Origin of the sequence: Phytoactinopolyspora alkaliphila (assembly GCF_010550695.1) — a bacterium.
Lineage (GTDB): Bacteria > Actinomycetota > Actinomycetes > Jiangellales > Jiangellaceae > Phytoactinopolyspora > Phytoactinopolyspora alkaliphila.
This window is the reverse complement of record NZ_JAAGOB010000007.1, coordinates 130,136-148,768: the sequence shown is the minus strand read 5'-3', so window position 1 is coordinate 148,768 and position 18,633 is coordinate 130,136. Positions and strand designations below refer to the sequence as shown.

Annotated in this window: 19 protein-coding genes; 16 read left to right on the top strand and 3 right to left on the bottom strand. The window is 65.6% G+C overall.

All coding sequences use genetic code 11. The features are described 5' to 3' along the window. Positions 1-295 precede the first annotated feature (295 nt). From G1H11_RS14535 to G1H11_RS14485, 11 genes are all read left to right on the top strand, one after another. Positions 296-1,264, top strand: a complete 969-nt coding sequence (locus G1H11_RS14535; protein WP_163819308.1) for a DctP family TRAP transporter solute-binding subunit — start codon at positions 296-298, stop codon at positions 1,262-1,264. 56 nt (positions 1,265-1,320) lie between these two features. After that, positions 1,321-2,346: a DctP family TRAP transporter solute-binding subunit gene (locus G1H11_RS14530; RefSeq protein ID WP_163819307.1), complete on the top strand. Its 1,026-nt coding sequence runs from the start codon at positions 1,321-1,323 to the stop codon at positions 2,344-2,346. After that, positions 2,343-2,867 (top strand): TRAP transporter small permease, encoded by a 525-nt coding sequence (locus G1H11_RS14525; protein ID WP_163819306.1) that lies wholly within the window; start codon positions 2,343-2,345, stop codon positions 2,865-2,867. Before G1H11_RS14530 ends, G1H11_RS14525 begins: the two co-directional genes overlap by 4 nt. Then, a complete protein-coding gene (locus G1H11_RS14520) occupies positions 2,864-4,153 on the top strand; it encodes a TRAP transporter large permease (RefSeq protein ID WP_163819305.1) in 1,290 nt (429 codons plus the stop codon). The genes G1H11_RS14525 and G1H11_RS14520 overlap by 4 nt, the downstream gene beginning before the upstream one ends. 45 nt (positions 4,154-4,198) lie before the next feature. Next, entirely contained in the window at positions 4,199-5,536 is a 1,338-nt protein-coding gene (lat, locus tag G1H11_RS14515) for an L-lysine 6-transaminase (RefSeq protein ID WP_163819304.1), read from the top strand. Next, positions 5,529-6,758 (top strand): M24 family metallopeptidase, encoded by a 1,230-nt coding sequence (locus G1H11_RS14510; protein WP_163819303.1) that lies wholly within the window; start codon positions 5,529-5,531, stop codon positions 6,756-6,758. Before lat ends, G1H11_RS14510 begins: the two co-directional genes overlap by 8 nt. A gap of 2 nt (positions 6,759-6,760) precedes the next feature. After that, positions 6,761-7,231 (top strand): Lrp/AsnC family transcriptional regulator, encoded by a 471-nt coding sequence (locus G1H11_RS14505; RefSeq protein ID WP_163819302.1) that lies wholly within the window; start codon positions 6,761-6,763, stop codon positions 7,229-7,231. 54 nt (positions 7,232-7,285) lie between these two features. After that, positions 7,286-8,170, top strand: a complete 885-nt coding sequence (locus G1H11_RS14500; RefSeq protein WP_163819301.1) for an arginase family protein — start codon at positions 7,286-7,288, stop codon at positions 8,168-8,170. Positions 8,171-8,242: 72 nt separating this feature from the next. Further along, on the top strand, positions 8,243-9,739 hold the full coding sequence (locus G1H11_RS14495; RefSeq protein ID WP_163819300.1) for an amidohydrolase: 1,497 nt from the start codon (positions 8,243-8,245) through the stop codon (positions 9,737-9,739). A 304-nt stretch (positions 9,740-10,043) separates the two neighbouring features. Beyond that, entirely contained in the window at positions 10,044-10,964 is a 921-nt protein-coding gene (locus G1H11_RS14490) for an NAD-dependent epimerase/dehydratase family protein (RefSeq protein WP_163819299.1), read from the top strand. Continuing rightward, positions 10,961-11,887, top strand: a complete 927-nt coding sequence (locus G1H11_RS14485) for an RNA polymerase sigma-70 factor (protein WP_163819298.1) — start codon at positions 10,961-10,963, stop codon at positions 11,885-11,887. Before G1H11_RS14490 ends, G1H11_RS14485 begins: the two co-directional genes overlap by 4 nt. Positions 11,888-11,971: 84 nt before the next feature. Here the strand turns inward: G1H11_RS14485 and rfbA are convergent, their stop codons facing one another. Beyond that, positions 11,972-12,832, bottom strand: a complete 861-nt coding sequence (gene rfbA, locus G1H11_RS14480) for a glucose-1-phosphate thymidylyltransferase RfbA (RefSeq protein WP_163819297.1) — start codon at positions 12,830-12,832, stop codon at positions 11,972-11,974. 119 nt (positions 12,833-12,951) lie between these two features. Between rfbA and G1H11_RS14475 the strand changes: the two genes are divergently transcribed. The 3 genes from G1H11_RS14475 to G1H11_RS14465 all read left to right on the top strand — a co-directional run bounded on the left by G1H11_RS14475 (position 12,952) and on the right by G1H11_RS14465 (position 15,509). Beyond that, the gene (locus tag G1H11_RS14475; protein WP_163819296.1) at positions 12,952-13,557 is read left to right on the top strand and encodes a flavodoxin family protein; all 606 of its coding nucleotides are present in this window, start codon (positions 12,952-12,954) and stop codon (positions 13,555-13,557) included. Positions 13,558-13,796: 239 nt separating this feature from the next. Then, positions 13,797-14,756: a TIGR03557 family F420-dependent LLM class oxidoreductase gene (locus tag G1H11_RS14470; protein ID WP_163819295.1), complete on the top strand. Its 960-nt coding sequence runs from the start codon at positions 13,797-13,799 to the stop codon at positions 14,754-14,756. A gap of 51 nt (positions 14,757-14,807) precedes the next feature. Next, a complete protein-coding gene (locus G1H11_RS14465; RefSeq protein ID WP_163819294.1) occupies positions 14,808-15,509 on the top strand; it encodes a dienelactone hydrolase family protein in 702 nt (233 codons plus the stop codon). A gap of 60 nt (positions 15,510-15,569) precedes the next feature. Here the strand turns inward: G1H11_RS14465 and G1H11_RS14460 are convergent, their stop codons facing one another. Then, a complete protein-coding gene (locus G1H11_RS14460; RefSeq protein WP_163819293.1) occupies positions 15,570-16,040 on the bottom strand; it encodes a DUF4383 domain-containing protein in 471 nt (156 codons plus the stop codon). Between the two features lie 600 nt (positions 16,041-16,640). Further along, the gene (locus tag G1H11_RS27450) at positions 16,641-16,958 is read right to left on the bottom strand and encodes a TraR/DksA family transcriptional regulator (protein ID WP_163819292.1); all 318 of its coding nucleotides are present in this window, start codon (positions 16,956-16,958) and stop codon (positions 16,641-16,643) included. A gap of 578 nt (positions 16,959-17,536) precedes the next feature. Here G1H11_RS27450 and G1H11_RS27445 point away from each other — a divergent pair. Both G1H11_RS27445 and G1H11_RS14450 read left to right on the top strand, forming a co-directional pair. Continuing rightward, positions 17,537-17,707, top strand: a complete 171-nt coding sequence (locus tag G1H11_RS27445; RefSeq protein ID WP_425501228.1) for a hypothetical protein — start codon at positions 17,537-17,539, stop codon at positions 17,705-17,707. After that, positions 17,704-18,594 (top strand): 2-hydroxy-3-oxopropionate reductase, encoded by an 891-nt coding sequence (locus tag G1H11_RS14450; RefSeq protein ID WP_163819291.1) that lies wholly within the window; start codon positions 17,704-17,706, stop codon positions 18,592-18,594. Before G1H11_RS27445 ends, G1H11_RS14450 begins: the two co-directional genes overlap by 4 nt. The last annotated feature ends 39 nt before the right edge of the window (positions 18,595-18,633 follow it).

Here is an 18,633-nt window from a genome sequence, read left to right as displayed (position 1 = left end):
CTGATCATTTCTATGTGCGGGCAGATGAGTTTATCCCGGCAATCACCGCGGAAAGAGCATGGCGAACGATCAACGGCGTCCGATCGACGAATCCAGGAGATCATCGGCGATCTAACTCAAGGGCCACGGAATCCCTCTTCCACATGGAAATCCAGCACACTAAGCTATCCCCGCATCAGCGCATCTTGGCTGTCGATCCTTCACGGTAATACCGGTGACTTGGGAGTTGAAGATGAGAAAGCGCGTGGTGTTTTATAGATCAACGGCGGTGGCATTCATTCTCGGATCCGCCCTCTTGACAGCTTGCTCCAACAGCGCCGGCGACGATCCGGATTCGGGATCTCGTACTCTGCGATTCTCCACGATTCTCGCGCCGGACGATTATGCGACAGAGGCGGTGCGCCGCTTCGCCGCCGAGGTCGAGGAGAACACAGCCGGTGCCGTGACCGTCGAGGTCTTCGACAGCGGGAGCTTATTCGATCAGAACCAAGCCCAGCAGGCGATTCAACGTGGCGATCTCGACATGACGTTCATCGGGCCGCAGGAGATCTCCGACCGCGTGCCCGCCGCCAGTATCGTCACGGTTCCTTACATGATCGAGAATCCGGAACACCTGTACGCCGTCATGTCGAGCGAGGTCGGGGAACGCATCTTCTCCGACACCGTCGAAACGTTGAACATCCGGCCGCTGACCACCGTCTACGTTGGAACGCGGCAGCTCAATCTGCGCGACATCGGCCATCGTGTGATGACCCCCGAAGACTTGAACGGCGTCAAACTTCGGATACCCGATCAAGACTCGTGGATATACATGGCGAGGTCACTCGGGGCAGATCCCACGCCGGTGGCGTTCGGCGAGCTGTACCTGGCGCTGCAGACCGGCGCGGTCGACGCACAGGAGACCGCACTCCCGTTGACGTTCTCGAGCAAGTTCTACGAGGTAACGTCCAGTGTCTCGCTGACCGGCCACGTGGTCACGGACTATTGGCCCACGATCAATGAGGACACCTGGCAGGGTCTGAGCGAGGACGAGCAGCGCGCAATCCATGACGCGTGGCTCGTCGCGCGCGACGAGGCGACGGGGAAGACCGTCCAGCGCGAAGCCGAGTTGCAGGACTACTTCCGCGACGAAGGCCTCGATGTCTACGAGCCCGACGTCGACGCGTTCCGTGAACATGTTCAGGGGATCTACCTGAACGACGAAGCCGTCGTCGGGCAATGGCCGGAAGGGCTCCTCGAGACCCTGCAAGCTGTCACCTACTGACTCTCCGCCGAGACGATCACCGACCTCTCGGCCACGATCTGAACTCGAGGTGCATGATGACGAAGCGATTCCTCTCGAATACGGCCGCTGGCGTCGCACTCACACTCTCCGCCGTGCTGGCCGGCTGTGGTGGGTCGAACGACGACACCGAGGGCGGCGGCGAGGTTAGCCTGCGCTTCTCGACCATTCTCGCTCCGGACGATATCGCCACCGGGGCGATCAATCGGTTCGCGGAGCTGGTCGAGGAGAACACCTCCGGCGCCGTCGAGATCCAGGTCTTCAGCAGTGGCAGTCTGTACGACCAGAACGCTGAGCAGTCCGCACTGCTCCGGGGCGATCTCGATATGACGTTCGCCGGCCCCCAATGGGTAGCCGATCGCGTGCCTGCGGCGGAGATCGTCTCGACGCCATACGTGATCTCCGACGCCGAGCATCTCTACCGAGTCATGGATGGACCACCCGGTGAGCAACTTTTTGAGCTGGTTCGCGAAGAGATGGGGATTCGCCCGCTGACCACGCTCTACATCGGCACCAGGCAACTCAGTCTTCGAGACGGAAGCCGCGAGGTCCGAACCCCCGCGGACCTGGACGGAGTCAAGCTGCGCGTCCCCGACCGGGACAACTGGCTCTATATGGGGCGCGCCCTAGGCGCGGAACCGACACCGGTGGCATTCGGAGAGGTCTATCTCGCTCTGCAGACGGGCACGATCGATGCACAGGAGACACCCCTCCCCCTCACCTACGCCAGCAAGCTGCACGAGGTGACCGAGCAGGTCGTCCTCAGCAGCCATGTAGCGGACTCCGTCTGGCCGACCATCAACGAGGACGTCTGGCAAGGTCTGGACCCCGGCCACCAGGACGCGATCGTCGACGCCTGGCGCACCGCGCGCGACGAGGCGACCGCGGAGACCTTGGCCTTGGAGTCCGACCTGGCACGGCAGTTCGAGGAGGCCGGACTACGGGTGTACGAACCGGACGTCGACGCATTCCGCGAGCACGTCCTAGGAACGTACCTCCAAGACGAATCCATCACCGAGAGGTGGTTGCCCGATATGTACGACCAGATCGAGTCGCTTCGATGACGGAGGCGCCGGTACGCGACAAGCAGCGGGTCTCGCACGGCGTCAGGCTCATCCGCGGACTCGAAGAGACTGCTACCGCCGTGCTCTTCATCGCTATGTTCGTGACGGTGATCGCCGGAGTGGCGTCCCGGTATGTCTTCGATCAGCCGCTCGTCTGGACTGTCAGCATCAGCACACTCGCCTTCATCGCTGTCATCACGATCGGCAGCGGTCCGCTGCACCGAGACGATGACCACATCGCCTTCGACCTGGTCTACCGCCGCTTGCCGCCTGCTGCCCAGTTCGCCAGCCGGATCGGGTCCGATCTTCTGATCGTGGTGCCGTTCAGCCTGGCCATCTGGCCGACCGTGCGCTACCTGCAGTTCATGGGAGCCGAACGAGTCCCGGGCGTCGGCGTGCCGTTCAGCATCGCCTTCTCGCCTTTCCTCGTCTTCCTCGTGGCAACGGTCTTACACAGGTTGGTCCGCCTCTTTGCCGATCTCCGAGCATGGCGCCCGGACAGCGAGGGGGTCGTGCCATGAGCACGGAATTCACGGTGATGCTCATAGTCCTCGTGGCCGGCTTCCTCCTGCGCACGCCTATCGGTTTCACGATGCTGTCCGGCGGCATGGTGTACATGCTGGTCGGAGGCGGTGACCTGGGCAATGTCGCGCAGGTGGTCATGGGCGGTTTCTATTCGAAGTTCATCCTTCTGGCGATCCCGCTGTTCATCTTCGGCGCCGAGCTGATGAACGTGTCGAGGATCGCCGAGCGCCTGTTCACGCTCGCGCATTCCACGGTGGGCGGCATGCGAGGAGGTCTGGCCCAGGTCGACGTCGTCACGAGCGGCGTGTTCAGCGGCATGAGCGGCAGCGCAATGGCCGACGCCAGTGGAACCGGAAAGATGGTGACGAAAGCTCAGGTCGAGGCCGGCTACAGGCCCGGCTTCGCGTGCGCGGCGAGCGCGGCGTCCGCGACCCTCGGCGGCGTGATCCCGCCGAGCATCACCATGGTCATCTACGCGTATCTTTCCGGCACCAGCGTCGGCATGCTGTTCGCTGCGGGGATCCTACCCGGAGTCGTCATCGCGCTGTTCCTCATGGGCCTCATCGGCTTCCTGGCCCGCCGGCAGGACTTCCCGAAACCGGGGTGGCAGGGCTTTGGACATGTGGGCCGGTCCTTCATCCGCGCCGCGCCTGCCCTGTTGACGGTGGTCATCCTGCTCGGCGGCATCTACAGCGGCGCCTTCACACCCACCGAAGCCGCCGGTGTCGCGGCGCTGTACGCGCTGATCCTGGGAACGGCGTACGGGCTTCGCTCGCCCCGCCGGATATACCAGGTGTTGCGGACGGCTTCCCGCCAGACGGCGAGTACCTGTGTAGTCCTGGCCGGCGGATTCATCGTGAGCTACGCGGTAGCCAGCGAGGGTGTCGGTGCCCGCATCGCGATGGGGTTGCTCGAGGTCAGCACCAACGCGATCGTGCTGCTCCTCATCGTCAACGTGGTCTTCCTGCTCCTGGGCATGGTTCTCGACACCATGGTGCTCCTGCTGGTGATGATTCCGATCGTTCTTCCCGCCCTGCTGACCGCCGGTGTGGACCCGGTTCACCTGGGCGTGGTCATCACCTTCAACATCATGGTCGGCCTGGCCACACCACCGTTCGGGATGCTCTTGTTCATACTCAGCAACCAGACTCGGACACCGCTGGCCGAGATCATCCGGGAGATCCTGCCGTTCATCGCGGTGTTGATCGCCGCGTTGCTGGTCTTGACCTTGTGGTCGGACATCAGTCTGCTGCTGCCGAGGCTGCTCGGCTACGGGATGTGATCGATCGTGCCCACACTTTGGCCACCCGTGAAAGGAAACACGTACGTGACTCCCCCGCCAGACGCGCCCGTGCCTCCGCGTGTGCTCTCCCGCTTGCCGTATCAGCCCGGCACGTTCGTTCTCGACTTCGAGCGCAGCCACGGCACATGGCTGGCGTCGGCGGAGGACGGGCGACCCTACCTCGACTTCGCCGGTTTCCACGGCTCTCAGCCGTTGGGCATGAACCCACCGGACCTGACCGAGGATCATCGGTTCCGGGGGCGGTTGCTGCGAGCCGCCCTGCACAAGCCGTCGTGTTCCGACGTCGTCACGGAGGATTTTGCCGAGTTCTTCACCGAGTTCGACCGGACATTCGCCGACCCCGCCCTCGACAAGGTGATGTTCGTCGAAGGAGGTGCCTTGGCGGTGGAGAATGCTCTCAAGGTGGCCTTCGACTGGAAAGCGCAGCGCTCAGACCCGGCCCGGTCCGATGACCGCCCCCCGTGGCGCGTCCTGCACCTCACCGGCAGTTTCCACGGGCGATCGGGATACACCCTGTCCCTGACGAACACCCGCCCGATCTACACACGCCACTTCCCAGCCTTCGATTGGCCGCGAGTCCCCGCACCCGTGGTCCGGTACCCGGTGAAGACATACCTGGACGAGATCGAGAAGGCTGAGAGAACCGCGCTCGACGCCGCGGCGCAAGCCTTCGACGAACAAGGCGGGGAGATCGCCTGCTTCATCGCCGAGACGATCCAGAGCGAAGGCGGCGACAACCATCTTCGCGGTGAGTTCCTGTCGCGGGTCCAGGAGATGTGCCGGGAGAACGACGCGCTGTTCGTCCTCGACGAGGTACAGAGCGGCGCAGGTGCCACCGGCGAACCCTGGGCCTATCAGGCACACGGGCTCGAGCCCGACATCATCGCCTTCGGCAAGAAGCTCCAGGTATGTGGAGTCATGGCGGGGCGCCGTGTGCACGAGGTAGAGAGCAACGTCTTCGCCACCACGGCGCGGATCGGCTCGACGTGGGGGGTCAACCTGACCGACATGGTCCGGGCGACGAAGGTCATGGAAGTGATCCGAGCTCGGAACCTGCTCCAGCATGTCGCTGAGGTCGGAAATCACCTCCTGGATGGTCTGGACGCCCTGTCGGAGAGCAGCGACAATTTCGTGATCAACGTTCGCGGGCGCGGCGTCATCGCCGCAATCGACCTGCCCGATACCAGTACCCGTGACCGTGTCATGGCACGACTGCGCGACGAGCAGCGGATCTTCGCCCTGGCCGGTGGACCACGCAGTATTCGTTTCCGCCCGCCGATGACGGTGTCGGCTGCCGAGATAGACATCATGTGCGCGGGCTTGGCCCGAGCGTGCGAGGCGGAGGTGGCCGCCCGTGCCTGAGGCGCGAATCCCTTGGAACTGGCCGGCCCGGCTGGACGTGCTCGAGCTGACTTTCTCCATGTCCGAGTACGGTCGGCGACTGGAAAGCTACCGAGCCGTCGCCGCGGCTCACGAATGCGATGCGCTCGTCCTGTACGGCTCACCTGCCGACGACGCCCCGACCCGGCATCTCACCGGCTTCTCGACCTGGTGGGGTCAGAGCTTCGCCGTGCTGAACGGCTCCGGACCCCCGGTGCTGTGCACATCCGCGATCGCGCACGGAGAGCCAATGCACTCGAACGCCCAAACTACCTGGGTGCACGATCTCCGGCCGGCCGCCGGTGAGCAGGCCGGGCCGGCCTCCGACGGGCTGCTCAAGCAGGTCGCCGAAGCGTTGCCGACCCGCGGCCGAATCGGGTTTGCCGATGTGCGCGCCATACCCGTGTCCTCGTTCAATTGCCTGGCCGAGCTCCGGCCGGGTGTGACATGGGTCGACTGCAGCGATGCGGTCCGCCGGATCCGGCGGATCAAGAGTGCCGAGGAGCTGGCGCTTCTCCGGCGTCTGGGTGTGGCCGTTTCGGCCGCGCTCATGGAGTCCCTTCACACTGTCTCGACGTCAGCAACTGAGCTAGACGTTGCCGCCGCGGCCCACGCCGGGTGTGTCCGCCGAGGGGCCGAGGCGATGGACTTCGGTTGCTTCGCCCTCTCCGGCTTCCGGTCGATGTTCAAAAACGCCTGGCCGACCGACCGGCGCCCGCGGGACGGCGAGGTCGTGGTGGTCGATCTCGGAGCCACCATCGGCGGTTACCGCAGCGACGTCTCGCGGAACTGCTTCGTCGGCGACCCCAGCGCCGAAGCGCGCCGCGCCATCGACGCGTGCGTCGAGGCCCGAGACGCGGCCCTGGCCGCGATCCGTCCCGGCGTGCGTGGCCAAGACGTCGTGGATGCGATGAGCACGGTCCTGGCGGGGCGGGGAATGACCGCTTGGGACTTCAGCCTGTGCCACGGCATCGGCATGCATCTGATCGAGGCACCGTACTTCAACGAGCGCAGTACCGTCCTCGAGTCCGGGATGGTCTTCTGCGTCGAACCGATAGTGGCACCGCCGGACGTCGGCATGCTGTGCATCGAAGACATGGTCGCGGTGACGGAATCCGGATACGAGTTACTGACACCGGCGCCCGTGATGCCTGTCATCTCGACCCACACCTCGCCCGCCGGATCGACGTATGAGGGGGAATGAGAATGAAGCCACCCGTCGAACTCGACACAGTCAATCGGAAGATCTTGACGATCCTTCAGGCCGAGGGGAGGCTGACGTATGCCGAGGTAGGCCGGCGGGTCGGACTGAGCCCGGCGGCCGTGACGGAACGTGTGGCGAAGCTTGAGGACGAAGGTCTCCTCACGGGCTACCGCGCCGAGATCAACATCCAGCGTCTGGGATACAGCGTCCAGGCGTACATCAAGGTGTTCAACGAGCCGCCGACGTTCAAGAGCTTCGAATCACATGCTCGCACCCTCCGGCACGTACTCGAATGCCACCGGGTCACTGGCGATGCCTCGCATCTGCTGAGGGTGGTGTGCGAAGGCGTACCCGAGCTGGAAGTGCTGCTGGACGACCTGATGTCGTACGGGCGTACAGAGACGCTGCTGCTCATGTCATCCGCCGTGCCGAACCGCCAGCTCGATCTGTTCACCGGCTCCGATGCCAACTAGTTGGGCGTTGACCACCTGAGATCCAAGGAAACTCAAAGTCGAGGAGGAACCGACGTGCGTGAGTTCGAGTTGTGGGGCGCCCCGTTCGATGGTGGAGCGACCCTTGGCTGGCCTGGATCCCGATATGGGCCCGAAGCGATCCGCCGGAGCCTGGCCTGGATCCGAGGACGGGTCGAAGATGAGGCCGTCTACTGGCTGGACAGTGCGTCCCACCATGATCTGTCCGGAAACTTCCTCACCGACCGTGGAGACGCTGAGGTCGTACCAAGTGATCTGATGGCCTCGCTCGATGCGGTCTCGTCGGCTATCACCGACACGATGGACAAGGAACGGGTGCCGATCTTCGTTGGCGGCGACGACTCGATGCTGTTCGGCGCGGTGCGGGGCTTTCATCGGTCCGTGTCTGGCTCGGTTGGCTTGATTTATCTCGATGCGCATTTCGATCTCGCGGACACCAACGCCAAGCAAGGTGGGTTCAGTCAGTCCAGCGGGATGCGCCGCTGCCTGGAGCTCGATCGAGTTGCGCCCGGCGCCACGATCCAGGTGGGGCTCCGCAACTTCAACTTTCCCTCCTCGGCACGCTACGCCGAGGACGTCGGGTTACAGGTCCTCACCGCCAAAACGAGCATCGACATCGGCGTAACCGATTCCGTACGGCGCATCGTGGACCGTGTCGGCGGGGCCGATCACGTGGTGCTCACCGTCGACATCGATGTCGTCGATCCCGCGTTTGCTCCGGGCTCGGGTGCGCACGAGCCCGGAGGCTTCTCCTCGCGGCATTTCCTGGATCTTGTCACTGGCCTGGCGCCCCACTGCGACGCGCTTGCCCTGATGGAGGTCAATCCGATGATCGACGTCAACGATACGACTTCCCGACTCGCGGCGACCGCGATCTTCGACTTCGCGGTGTCCGGCCAGGAACGACGCAAGACACTCTGACTCACCTCCAGACCAAGCCCGCGACGGGCTGGCTTCCCGCATGTGCCACACATGCCCACTCGAAGGACTTATATGAGTGCAACACCCTGCCCTGAGCGCATTCTGCTCGACAACGCCCGATTGCCAGGTGCCACCGACCTGACCTCGCTCATTCTCGCGGACGGGATGGTTCACTCGCTGGGCGAGGCCGGCGGCACGCAAGCACTACCGTCACAGCGACTCGATCTCGACGGGCGCACCGTGCTGCCCGGCTTCTGGGATGCGCATGTCCATGTCGAGAGCTGGGCGATATCGCGCCGGCGCCTCGATCTCCACGGGACGAAGTCAGCGCGGGAGGCCGCGGACCTGGCCGCGGAAGCGGCGGCCGCCATGTCGGACCCCGACGAGATCCTGATCGGCTATGGCTATCGCGACGGCCTGTGGCCGGATCTGCCGCACAAGGATCTCTACCGGGGGGTTGCGGCCGACCGCGTCATCGCCCTGCAGAGCAACGACCTCCACACGGCTTGGCTGAGCCCGACTGCCCTGCGACGTATCGGCGCGCCAGACCACCCGACGGGTGTGCTTCGAGAGATCGACTGTTATCGGGCGATGGCTGCGCTGCAGGAGTACAGCGTGGACCAAGTCGACGCGTGGATAGCCGAAGCACTCGACGACGCGGCAGCTCACGGGGTCACCGGGCTGATGGATTTCGAGTTCGGTGATTGCCTCCCGTCCTGGCAGCGCAGGGTACGGCGGCAGCGGTTGCCTGTCCGCGTATCGTGCACGGTCTACAAAGAGCACCTCGATGTGGCCATCGAGCGTGGCATGAAGACGGGCGACATCGCACCGGACACCGACGGCATGGTCGAAGCCGGGCCGCTCAAGCTGTTCGTCGACGGGTCGCTGAACTCCCGGTCCGCCCTGTGTCATGACGCGTATCCAGGGGCCAGTGCGTCATCGGACGCCCACGGTCTTCTTGAGACACCACCCGACGAATTGCGCAGGCTGATGGGTAAAGCGTCCGAGCACGGGATCCACAGTGCAGTGCATGCCATCGGCGACCTCGCCGCCGAGATGGCGATTGACGCGTTCGAGGAGTTGGCGTGCGACGGCCGGATCGAGCACGCCCAACTGCTTCCACCACACGGTGTGGCACGGCTGGCAAAGCTCGGGCTGACCGTCGGCGTTCAGCCTGCGCATCTCCTCGGGGATCGTGACGTCGCCGATCGGCACTGGGCCGGCCGTACCCATCGTGCCTTCGCTTACGCCGACATGGTCACCGCCGGGATCCAGGTGGAGCTGGGGTCAGATGCTCCGGTTACTCCCCTCGATCCGTGGCTGGGAATCAGGGCCGCCGTGCTGCGGGCACAAGGCGCCGACGACGAGCCATGGCATCCGGAACAGCGGATGGGAATCGCCGACACACTCACGGCAGCCTGCCGCGGGCGCTCTGGGCTCCATCCAGGTACCCGTGCCGATCTCGTCGTCCTGGAACACGATCCCATCCGCGCCGATCTCACCCAGCTTGCCGATCCGGGAGTGGTGGGCACGATGGTCGCAGGCAACTGGACGTATCGGACCTTCTGAAGCCCGGACTCGGGTTGCCGGAAGTCAACGCTGGACATCCGGGGCTCGCCCTGAGATCGCCTACACCACATCGACGTGCGAATCCGTCCACGTTTTGCAGAAGCGCGCCATGCCGGCGGTGCGGAGTTCGCCATGGACGTGTGCCACCCACCCCTGACGCAGGCTCGCCCACGGTCGGGGTCTTGACGCCGGGAGTCCGCGCAGCGGATGGGTCTCGATCTTTCCTCATTCCATGTCACACGACGGTCGTGCTGTCTCGTCTCAGGGCTAGGAGAGCGATTAAGCGACATGAAGGGAGACGGCTGTGCGGGTGTTCGTAGCGGGAGGGACCGGTGTGTTGGGGAGGCGGTTGGTGCCTCAACTCATAGCACGCGGACATGAGGTGACGGCGACGACGTCCGGACCAGCCAATCTGGACGTCATTCGACGGATGGGTGCTGAAGCGGTCGTCATGGACGGGTTGGACGCGGCGTCAGTCGGTGAGGCGGTGGCAGCAGCTCAGCCGGATACCATCGTGCATCAGATGACGTCCATCGGCGGCAAGCCCGATATGAAGCATTTCGACCGCTGGTTTGCCACCACGAATCGGCTGCGCACGGAAGGAACGGATCACTTGCTGGCCGCTGCCGAGGCGACCGGCGTGGCTCACTTCGTCGCGCAGAGCTACGCCAGTTGGAACGGAATCCGCACCGGCGGCTGGGTGAAGACAGAGGAGGACCCTCTGGACCTGCATGACGGGACGGCGGCGCAACAAAGCATGGAGGCGATCCGTTATGTCGAAGAGGTCGTCAGCAAGGTTGGCGGCGCGATCCTGCGATACGGGTGGCTTTATGGGCCGGGAGCCATCGACAGCCTGGTGGGACCCGTACGCAGACGGCAGTTCCCTCTCGTCGGGGACGGTGCCGGCTACAGTTCGTGGGTGCATCTGGAGGATGCGGCGAGCGCTACGGTTCTGGCCGTCGAGCACCAGGCGAGTGGCGTGTTCAACATCGTCGATGACGAACCCGCTCCGGCCAACGAGTGGCTTCCATTTCTCGCGGAGTGCGTCGGGGCGAGGCGGCCCATGAAGGTCCCCGTGTGGCTGGCCCGGCCGCTGGGCGGAGAGGTGGCGGTGAGAGTGATGACCGAGGGCCGCGGCTTCTCCAACGCCAAAACTAAGCGGGAGTTCGGCTGGAAGCCGAGCTATCCCTCGTGGCGCCAGGGCTTCAGGGAAGAGCTGGCGTGACCAGGGCAGAGGAGTTCGAGACGTTACGGCCGCTGCTCTTCTCGATCTCCTACCGGATCCTCGGTAGCGTCAGCGAGGCGGAGGACGCGGTCCAGGACACTTGGCTGCGGTACGACGCCTCCCCGACGCTCCCGACGTCGACCAAGGCGTTTCTCTCGGCCGTGGTAACCCGGGTCTCGATCGATGTGCTGCGCTCGGCCCGGGTCCGGCGGGAGAATTACGTCGGGCAGTGGTTTCCTGAGCCGCTGCTCACCGACCCGTATGAGGATCCGGAACGGTCGGCGGAGCTGGCCGATTCGGTGTCGATGGCGGCTCTGTTGCTGCTCGAGCGGCTCAGCCCGCTGGAGCGGGCGGTGTTCGTGCTGCGGGAGGTGTTCGGGTTCGGCTTCCCTGCGGTCGCTTCGGCGGTGGGCCGATCGGAGGCGGCGTGCCGCCAACTCGCAGTCCGGGCGCGCCGCCACATGGATGCAGGGCGGCCCCGATTCGATGCTGACCGCCGTGAGCGCGAGGAACTTGCCCGCCGATTCTTCGGCGCCTTCGCCGAAGGTGATGTCGATGGCCTCAGGGAACTTCTCGCAGCCGATGTCCATCTGACAGCGGATGGCGGCGGTAAGGCCCCGCAATGGGGCAGTGGCGTCGTCGGCGCCGAGAACGTCGCACGTGTCCTCACTACCATCCTGAAGCCGTTCGTCCATATCGGCGGCGCAGTGGAGCCACACGAGATCAACGGCCAACCTGGCGCCATCTTCCGCGACTGGGACAACAACGTCATCAACACGTGGACGCTTGACATACTCAACGGAGAGATCCAGATGATTCGCACCATCATCAACCCCGACAAGCTCGCGCACATAGGTCCAGTCGCAGACCCCTGGGCAGTCATTCGCCAGACCGCGCAGGCACGCGGCACCCCCAGTGACTGAAATCTTACGGATCCCACGACCTGTCCCAGATGCTCAGCAACCGGACGAGTGAGCACGCCTGACCTACCGCGGCCGGGGGCCGCGTCACGCGGGCAGGTTCAGCAGGTACGCGCCGTATCCGGACTTCGCCAGGGCACTCCCCCGGCGCCGGAGTTGCTCGTCGTCGATCAGCCCGAGCCGCCAGGCGGCCTCCTCCGGGCAGCCGATCTTCTCGCCGTGGCGAGCCTCGATGACCCGGACGTACTCTCCTGCCGCCATCAGTGTCTCGAAGGTGCCGGTGTCCAGCCAGGCGGTGCCTCGTGGGAGGACCTCCACCTGCAGCCTGCCGGCTTCCAGGTACTGCCGGTTCACGTCGGTGATCTCCAGCTCGCCTCGGGCGGACGGACGCAGGCCGCGGGCGATCTCGACGACGTCGTTGTCATAGAAGTACAGGCCCGGCACCGCGTACGCACTGCGCGGGCGGACCGGCTTCTCCTCGAGAGAGACGGCCCGCCCGTCGGCGTCGAACTCCACCACGCCGTAGGCCGTCGGGTCGGCCACGTGATAGGCGAAGACCACTCCCCCGTGCGGGTCGCGATGCTTGCGCAATTGGGACCCGAGCCCGGGGCCGGCGAAGATGTTGTCGCCGAGGATGAGAGCCACCGGATCCCGGCCGATGTGCCGCGCACCGATCAGGAACGCCTGTGCCAGGCCTTCGGGTCGCGGCTGGACGGCGTAGGAGATGGACAGCCCGAAGTCGGAACCGTCGGCGAGCAGGCGGTGGAACGCCTCCGCCTCGTCCGGAGTGGTGATCACCAGAACGTCCGTGACACCAGCCAGCATCAAGGTGGTGAGCGGGTAGTAGATCATCGGCTTGTCATACACCGGCATGAGCTGCTTGCTGACCGGGATGGTCAGCGGGAACAGCCGAGACCCGGTCCCTCCGGCGAGGATGATCCCTTTCACCGCTCCGCCCTCCGTGATCGTGCGATTGTCACGCACGCTAGACGGCGGCGCGGCGGCGCTGAAGGGGACAGGTTGCACCGCCCGTTATGGCCGCACCTGCCAGGGGTAAGGCTGCCTTCATGCGCGCCCTCGTGATCAACTGCACGCTGAAGCCGTCCCCGCAGACGTCGAACACCGAGGCACTGGCCACCGTCGTCAGCGGCGAGCTCAGCCGGCGCGGTGTCACGGTGGAGACCATCAGGGCGGTGGATCTCCAGCTAGCGCCGGGTGTCGAGACCGACATGGGCGGCGACGACGAATGGCCGTCGGTCCATGCCAGACTCCTCGACGCGCAGATCCTCGTGGTCGCGTCGCCCACCTGGCTGGGCCGGCCGTCGTCGGTGACTCAGCGCGTGCTCGAGCGCATGGACGCGATGCTCAGCGAAACCGACGACGACGGCCGGCCGGTGGCCTTCAACCGCGTAGCGGGCGTGGTGGTCACCGGCAACGAGGACGGAGCGCACCACGTCATCAGCGAGATCAGCGGCGCGCTCGTCGACATCGGCTACACCGTCCCCGGCCAGTCGTGGACCTACTGGCATCTCGGGCCCGGCCCAGGGCCGGACTACCTCGACGAGGAACGCGGCCGTGAGTGGTCGCACTCCACCGGGCGAGCCATGGCGGCCAACCTGCACGGCGTCGCTGTGGCGCTCCGGGACAACCCGCTCGGCCCTCCCCCGTCCTGACGCCGTTCAGTCGTCCTGACTGGCCGCGTACGACGACGTCCTGGCGCCCTTCAGTCGTCCTGACACCTTCCAGTCGCGCCAAAGCCCGGTGTTGAGCCGGTTGGCGCGACAAACGAGTGTCAGGACGACTGAACGGCGTCAGGTCGCGGTCTCGAACTCGGTGACGCCGGCGGAGACGGGCGGTTTCACGCCGGGGCTCGTGGGTAAATGCGCGGCACCAGCGTACGAAGGGAGCACCCGTGGCACGGTTCGGATACTTCCTCTCCTGCGAGGACTGGGAACCGGCTGAGCTGATCCGCCAGGCGCATCTCGCGGAAGAGGCCGGCTTCGACGCCTTGTGGATCTCCGACCACTTTCACCCCTGGACCCACGAGCAGGGCCAGAGCCCGTTCGTCTGGTCCGTGCTCGGAGCGCTGTCCCGCGAGACGAGCCTTCCCGTGGCCACCGCGGTCACCTGCCCGATGGTCCGCACGCACCCGGCCATCGTGGCCCATGCCGCCGCCACCACCGCCCTCATGTTCGAGGGGCGGTTCGTGCTGGGCGTCGGAACCGGGGAGGCCCTCAACGAGCAGATCACCGGCGCACCATGGCCGCTGGCGAAGACTCGGCTGGAGATGCTGGAGGAGGCCGTCGACGTGATGCGGCAACTCTGGACCGGCGAGGTGGTCACGCACTACGGGAACCACTACACGGTCGAGCACGCACGTCTCTACACGCTGCCCGAGGAGCCGCCGCCGGTGTACGTGTCGGCGCTGGGACCCGCCTCGATCGACGTGGCCGGGCGGATCGCCGACGGCTACATCGGCATGAGCCCGTCGCGCGAGATGGTGGATCGCTTCGAGGCAGCCGGGGGCCAGGGGAAGCCCAAGCAGGGCGGGCTCAAGGTGGCCTTCGCACCGTCCGAGGACGAGGCCCTGGACACGGTGCAAAGACGCTGGCCCAACGAGGGCGTCGGTGGAGAGCTGTCCCAGGTGCTGCGCACCCCGGAGCACATCATGCAGGCCGCCGGCATGGTGTCGAAGGAGGACCTGGCGGACGCGGTGACCTGCGGTCCCGATCCCGAGGCGCACGTGGGAGCGTTCCGCGAGTATGTCGACAGCGGGTTCGACGAGGTCTACGTCAACCAGATAGGCACCGACCTGGATTCGTTCTTCCGCTTCTACCAGGACGAGGTACTACCGGAACTGCGCAGCGCCTAAGTGATTCCGGCATCTACAGCCGGCGCCGCGACAGCACAGGAGGTGGCGTCCATGTCGTTCAGCGGGCGCGACGACGACGGTGCGGCCGGCGTCGTCGAACACACCGTCGGCTTGGAGGTACACGGCACCGGGACCATCCACGGCGACCTCGCTCTTCCCGACGGCGCCCCTGGCATCGTCCTGTTCGCCCACGGCAGCGGCAGCAGCCGGCACAGTCCACGCAACCGCCGGGTGGCCGAGGCGCTCCAGCGGCGCGGCCTCGCGACCATGCTTCTGGATCTGCTGACCGACGACGAGGAACGCGCCGACTCGACCACAGGGCACTTGCGCTTCGACATCGGGCTCCTCGCCGACCGGCTGCACACGGCCGGAGCCGTACTGGCCGACCAGGAGGGCACCGCCGGCCTACCGCTGGGCTACTTCGGCGCAAGTACCGGGGCTGCGGCCGCGCTCGTCGCCGCCGCGCGGGCACCAGGCCGGGTCATGGCCGTCGTCTCCCGCGGCGGCCGCCCGGATCTCGCCGGTGACGCACTCGGGCTCGTGCAAGCACCCACGCTGCTCATCGTCGGCGGCCTGGACACACAGGTTCTTGAACTCAACGAGCACGCGCGAGCGCAGTTGCCGGAGACGTGCGAGCTCGAGGTGATCCCCGGGGCCACCCATCTGTTCGAGGAACCCGGCGCACTCGACGACGTCGCCCGCCTCGCGGGAGACTGGTTCCTCGCCCATGCCGTGCCGCCGTCAGGCGGCTGATCATCGTCACGGCCTTCGCATCACTCAGCTTGTGCTGGCCGCGCTTCACCGTGGTTCGAGTCAGCGCTCGGCGCCTCGGCGGCCACGCACGCCCCACCCAGGCAAGAGCCCGAGCAGGATCATGCCGACGCCCAGGCCCAGGTGCAGCCAGTTCGCGGCGTCGTTCAACGGCACGACATTGGCCTCGCTGTCATAGTCAATGATCAGCCCGTAGATGAACAGCGCCAGGTAGATCGCTCCCCCGGCGATGAGATAGATCCGCGCCTTCCGGGCTCCGCGAGCCATCATGAGCCCCACCACACCGAAGAGCAGGTGGATCACATTGTGCAACACCGACACGGCGAAGACGTCGAACAGCAACGCGTTCGATTCGTGTCCGGCGAATGACAGCTCGTCGAGGTTCGTCGTGAAGCCCGGAACGAAACCGAGGATGCCGACCAGGAGGAAGACGACCGCCACCACGTAAGCACCCATCCGGACCGGACTCCGAACCGCCGCCGGATCGTCGGGCGACTGCGGCGCTGGAGTCATGACACACCTCCATGAGTGGACTCACCATCTCGCTACCCGGGCTATGGCTTGTCAAACCGCGGTGATCTCGGCTCAGCGGCCGCGCGGCATGCCGTGGTGGCACGGGCGGCCTCCTGATGCGCCAAGCCAGGCACTGTCTATCCAGCGGCGCGGACGTGCCGCCGACATGGAGACTCAACGGTCATGGCTACTTTTGGTCTTCGGCCGACGCCGACGGCCGAAGTCGAGGGAGGGTGCCGGGGCTGCGAAGGCCGTCCGATTGGACGAAAGGGACAACGCAGCCCCGGCATGCGAAGGCAATAGGCGCGGAAGGTTCAGATCTATTTCGTCGCGCTTTTACGGGGTTTGATGAACTCCGCACCTTCGGTCTTTTCGCGTTTCACTGCTCGCCTTTCCTTAAGCGTCAGCTTCGCGGGCTTCTTCGCGTTTGTTCCGCGGGGCGCCTTGCCGGCCATAATTCACTCGCTTCCCCTCGTCGGTTGGCGGGCTCATAGCCGACCATAGCCCAGCGCCAGAGAAAAAGCCATCTGCCCTGGGGGGCGAAAACAGCCGTGCCACGTTTCGCAATTCCCGCCCGTTCGAACGTTCAGGACGACACTGTCACCGATCCGCGCAACGGACACAGGTATCGACCCAAGGGCGCAGTTCGAGACGCTCGATCGGGATCGTCGCGCCACATCGTCGGCAGATACCGAACGTTCCGACCGCCAGCCGATCTTGGGCGGCGCGGATCTCGGTCAGGATCCGTTCGACGGTTCCGCGAAGGGCGGAGTTCGGAGTGGAATCTCCATCAGTGGGCGGAGGCAGGTCTTCGAGTTGACGCTGGCGACTTGTGGCGGCGTCGTTCAACGCCTCCTCGATACGCGCCCTGACCTCTGGCGGAATCGTGGCCTGTGGATCTCGTGATTGGATGTGCATGTCCTGTCCTTTGAGCGTGCAAAAGGGCGCGACCCTGTCTGGGCCACGCTCGGGTGATCGCGCAACTCGAGTACGCGCTAGGCACGAGTCAAAGGCAGGCGGGCGGGGCGCGGTCGACACTTCGACCCAGGGCGTCCAAGCCGAAGAGGCCGCAGGCCGTCTTGGCAAGATCGAGGACGGGCTGGGCCGCTCCTAGAGCGACGCGGCCTCGCTCGGCTCTAGCCGAGTCCCCCCATCCCCACTTCTCGATCATTTATGCACCATAGCAACGAACCCAAGTTTCACCTAGTCGGTCTTCCGAACTCTGGACCACGCAAGTTTCCAATGGCCTGCTGTCGGCAGGTGATAACTGAACCGGCCCTGTTTTGGCGCCGCATTTTCTGAGTTAGAAGGATGCGCACTATGCCGAGGAAGACCGATGCCTCTGTTCGTAAGCGGGTGATGCGAGCGCGTCGACGGCCAGATTAGATTTCATCCGCGAGCGGACAACGTGGCACTCTTGCTAGACATGTACCACCTCGCGGTCCACGGCGACGACGTTCCCGGTGTGATCCGGGCATGGTTCGCGAATCGGGCACGTGCAGATCGCGGATGCCCCTGGCCGCGGAGCTCCTGGCACAGGGGAGCGCCCGATCGGCGCGTGGGTGGATGAAATGCTTGCCACGGGATACGCCGGCTGGATCGCTCTGGAGTACCTCAGCGATACAGCCGACCCGTTCGCCTGGATCAACGAAGGGATACGCGCATGACGACAATCGGGTTCATCGGCCTCGGCGTGATGGGGGCGCCGATGGCGGCCAACCTGGTCGCGGCCGGGTTCGACGTGACCGGTTACAACCGCACGCCGGCGAAGGCCGAGCCGCTGGTCGAGGCAGGCGGCAGCGCTGCCCCTTCGGTGGCCGATGCGGTACGCGGGGCCGATGTGGTGATCACCGTTCTGCCGGACTCGCCGGACGTGGAGGCGGTGGTTCTCGGCGACGACGGCGTCTTCGCGCACGTGGCACCGGGGACGCTCGTCATCGACATGAGCACCATCCACCCGGACGTCGCCCGCCGGCTCGCCGGAGCCGGGGCAGCGCGTGACATTCAGGTACTGGACGCACCAGTGAGCGGCGGTGAACAGGGCGCCATCGACGCGAAGCTGTCGATCATGGTGGGCGGTGACGCGGCGGCATTCGAGGCCGCGAAGCCAGTTCTCGACGCGATGGGCACCACGGTGGTGCACGTCGGCCCGGCTGGCGCCGGGCAGACCGTCAAGGCCGCCAATCAGCTGATCGTCGCCGGTGTCCTCGAGCTGGTCTCGGAGTCGCTGGTCTTCCTCGACGCCCATGGCGTGGACCTCGAACGGGCCGTCCAGGTACTTGCCGGTGGCATGGCCGGCAACGCCGTCCTGGACCGCAAGGCGGCCGGGATGCTGGCCCGGAACTTCAGCCCGGGCTTCCGGGTCGACTTGCACCACAAAGACCTGGGGATAGTCACGTCTGCAGCCCGAGAAGCCGGGGTGGCGATACCTCTGGGCGCGCTTGTCGCCAGCCTCATGGGCGCGGCGCGGGCACAGGGCCACGGCGCCCTGGACCACTCGGCACTCTTGCTCCAGGTCGAGCAGCTCTCCGGGCGCAGTGGCCCATCGTCCTAACTCCCGCTCGTCGTCCTGCCCTGGTCTAGAGCTCGGGGT